The sequence below is a fragment of the Microcystis sp. M20BS1 genome (assembly GCF_020245305.1).
Taxonomy (GTDB): domain Bacteria; phylum Cyanobacteriota; class Cyanobacteriia; order Cyanobacteriales; family Microcystaceae; genus Microcystis; species Microcystis ichthyoblabe_A.
In genome coordinates, this window is the sequence record NZ_JADBUZ010000235.1 from 1 (window position 1) to 2,740 (window position 2,740).

The following is a 2,740-nucleotide window of genomic DNA, read 5'->3' on the forward strand; positions in this document are numbered from 1 at the left end:
GTGGTCGAGGGAATCAACAATAAACTTAAACTAATAAAACGGAGAGGCTATGGCTTTAGAAACTTTCGGAATTTTTGGGTTAGAAGTATGTTGTCTTGGCATCTTGTCTGTTGATTTAGCATAAAGGGTAACGAAGAGCCGCCATTTTTAACTCTTGTGATGGGTTAGGGTTGGCCAAGGAATTGGAGAATTTGCAAATTCCTCAAGCGATCGTCATGTGAGAACCTGTACCCGATAAGGTGGCACAGGAGTTTTTAAAGCATTTTCTCAAGGCATTTTCTAGGGGTAAATCTTTGTATTTGTCGGTGCGGACGGCGAGAGAACGTCTAGCTGAAGAAGGATTAGATGCGGAACTGCCGGGGGTGATGGGGCTGCCCCTTATTTGTCAAAATCCTGCTGCTACTCCTCTGGTTTGGACAAGGAAGAAGAAGCTATCAATACTTTATCAGAGTAAGCTGGTTATCGGTGCTTTAGCTTTGGGGGCTGTTTTACTGTTAATACCAAAAATAATTACAATTACTTCCCCTTATCGGGTCTATGACCCGAATAAGGAACAGTTGAATGCTGACCTTAAAATTTCCTATCCCAAAAACTGGAAAATTACATATCCCAAAAGTTGGCAAGCGATACCTGGAGAGCTAATAAATGGGGAAGTAGTTCAATTTGTTGCTCCAAAAGATAATATATCAAAATCTTTTCCTGCGATGGTTATAGTTAATATTCATTCCTTAGAATCCCCTACTACACTAGATGAATTTACTAAAAAGACGGTCAATCAAATTAGTCAAAAATTTACGCAAGACTTTATTACTAAACCAATCCCCGCTAAGTTGGGTAAGTTAGATGCTATGCAAATTATTTATACTGAACAACAGGGAGGTAAAAAAATTAAAATCAAACAAATTTTGTCATTAACGGCAAATCACGCCTACATTATTAACTATAAAGCGGAATCAGAAAAATTTTCTGAACTTGAGGGAACTGCTCAAAAAATAATTAATTCATTCACTATTGATTAAACTCTGTTTTTGCAGTTAGATTGATACAAAAATGATAACAAATGGGGAAATATTCATGCAAATTCAGATTGCTTTACCTGACAATATTGTATCTTCTCTTGAAGCTAAATGGGGAAGTTTAGAGTGTAGGTTAATGGAAATGGTTATCGTTGAAGCGTATTGGCAAAGGTCGATTAGTGTTGGGAAAGTGCGAGAGTTATTAGGGATGAAAACTCGCCTTGAAGTTGACGCATTTTTAAAAGCTAAAGGGGTAGATTTACCTTACAGTGAAGCTGATTTGGAAGCGGATAGTCAAATCCATGAACAACTGCGACAAGAAGAAAAATTAAAACCCCTATGATTGTGGTTTCAGATACTTCACCGATTTGTTATCTTTTACTTAACTTATTGGTCAAATTCAATAATTTCTATAGTCAAAATCTCCTTAGATTTATTCACAACTAGCTCAACTATTTCCAACCATTGTGAACCTAGCAAAGTTTCTGGAATTTCATCTCCAGCATGAACTGGAATAATAAACTCTTTACCATCAATAATGACCTGACCTTCATAAAGGTCAAAAAACTCCTTTCCTCTAGCTGTTTGCATCTCAATTTGGGAGGCAATTAAAGTCCACTGTAGTGCTTCTAAATCTTGGGAGTTAATCGCCAGCCAACCGGTGGTAAAACCTGTATCTAGTAGCACTTCAAGGGGAAATTGTTCGCCATTAGCTGCTATCAAGTCAATTTCAAAGAGTAACTCTCCATTTTCTCCAAATATGCCTACAATCATATCATGCCACAGGCTCCTGTTTCATTGAGGCGGAAAGTAGTCAATTTAACTTCTGTATTCGCATATTGATGGCGAATTTTTTGCATTAAACCTTCGAGGGTAGGGTCAATTAAATAATCTCCACTATTGGCTTCAATAGCAATAAACCAGTTATAATATTTCTCGATCAATTCTGGACGTATTTGCTCGAAAATCTCTCGACAGCGCCTACCGAGTTCATCTCTTCTAGTTTTGCGTAATGCTAATTCTTGGGGTGAAATGATCGAGTCTGACAAGATTCTTCCTTGATATTTTTGGTGACTTTTGGATAGTTGTTTCATCTTGCTAATGTTGACTGATTACAGGTATTTTAAGTTAAACAAACCAGATTTTTATCTCGCACCAAAGTAACTCATTAATTCTGGATTACACAAATTATACACTAACTAATTAATTAAATCAACTACATTCATGCTGACTTCTACTGAATCTCTTTGAGTTTTTCCAATGCTGTTTGGTACATTTCTATATTATTTTGTTGTTGATAGAGGTCTGCAGCTTTTTGTAAGTCTTCTCTAGCTCCTTGTTTGTCTTTAAGCTCAAGACGAGCAAGCCCTCGATTGTAGTAAACTTCAGCTAATTGGGGATTGACAATTGGTTCTCTAGTCAAAGTAACTTTAAATTCCCCCTTACCTGGGCGGGAAATTCTTAGGGTTAGGGACTTCCAGAGAATAAAATACCCAACAAAAAAATAGAAAAGTGTTTTTTTGAAAAAGTAATTATTTTTGTCTAGGAAAACAAAGAGTCTCCCATTACAACCTATTTTTCCGAAAAAAAATAGCAGCATAAACTTTTATACTTCCGAGCTTTTTCGAGTATAACAAGGACAAGTTAAAGAATCAAATACAGTTTTTAGCTAACCATCTTAGTTAACTACAAACTAGGTCTTATCATAATAAATATCAATAAAC

Annotated in this window: 5 protein-coding genes and 1 pseudogene; 3 read left to right on the forward strand and 3 right to left on the reverse strand. The window is 36.2% G+C overall.

What is annotated here, in order from left to right; all coding sequences use genetic code 11:
- The 3 genes and pseudogenes from IM507_RS22165 to IM507_RS22175 form a co-directional block, all read left to right on the forward strand.
- On the forward strand, positions 1–114 hold a 114-nt coding region (locus IM507_RS22165), incomplete at its 5' end, for a transposase (RefSeq protein WP_130758671.1).
- Between the two features lie 26 nt (positions 115–140).
- A pseudogene (locus tag IM507_RS22170) lies at positions 141–1,019 on the forward strand (CHAT domain-containing protein); the annotation flags it as partial.
- Between the two features lie 55 nt (positions 1,020–1,074).
- Positions 1,075–1,359, forward strand: coding sequence for a UPF0175 family protein (locus tag IM507_RS22175; protein WP_016516854.1), 285 nt, complete (start codon positions 1,075–1,077; stop codon positions 1,357–1,359).
- 44 nt (positions 1,360–1,403) lie between these two features.
- Here IM507_RS22175 and IM507_RS22180 read toward each other — a convergent pair whose 3' ends face one another.
- The 3 genes from IM507_RS22180 to IM507_RS22190 form a co-directional block, all read right to left on the reverse strand.
- On the reverse strand, positions 1,404–1,790 hold the full coding sequence (locus IM507_RS22180; RefSeq protein WP_123230638.1) for an aspartyl protease: 387 nt from the start codon (positions 1,788–1,790) through the stop codon (positions 1,404–1,406).
- Positions 1,787–2,110 carry a hypothetical protein gene (locus tag IM507_RS22185; RefSeq protein ID WP_002759112.1) on the reverse strand — a complete coding sequence of 108 codons (324 nt, stop codon included), beginning with the start codon at positions 2,108–2,110 and terminating at the stop codon, positions 1,787–1,789. Before IM507_RS22185 ends, IM507_RS22180 begins: the two co-directional genes overlap by 4 nt.
- 140 nt (positions 2,111–2,250) lie before the next feature.
- On the reverse strand, positions 2,251–2,616 hold the full coding sequence (locus IM507_RS22190) for a tetratricopeptide repeat protein (RefSeq protein WP_184891204.1): 366 nt from the start codon (positions 2,614–2,616) through the stop codon (positions 2,251–2,253).
- Positions 2,617–2,740 lie beyond the last annotated feature (124 nt).

What these genes read in the sequence shown, in the direction of transcription:
- IM507_RS22175 (WP_016516854.1), top strand. Translation starts at nt 1,075, where the DNA reads ATGCAAATTCAGATTGCTTTACCTGACAATATTGTATCTTCTCTTGAA.
- IM507_RS22180 (WP_123230638.1), bottom strand. Translation starts at nt 1,790, where the DNA reads ATGATTGTAGGCATATTTGGAGAAAATGGAGAGTTACTCTTTGAAATT.
- IM507_RS22190 (WP_184891204.1), bottom strand. Translation starts at nt 2,616, where the DNA reads ATGCTGCTATTTTTTTTCGGAAAAATAGGTTGTAATGGGAGACTCTTT.
- IM507_RS22185 (WP_002759112.1), bottom strand. Translation starts at nt 2,110, where the DNA reads ATGAAACAACTATCCAAAAGTCACCAAAAATATCAAGGAAGAATCTTG.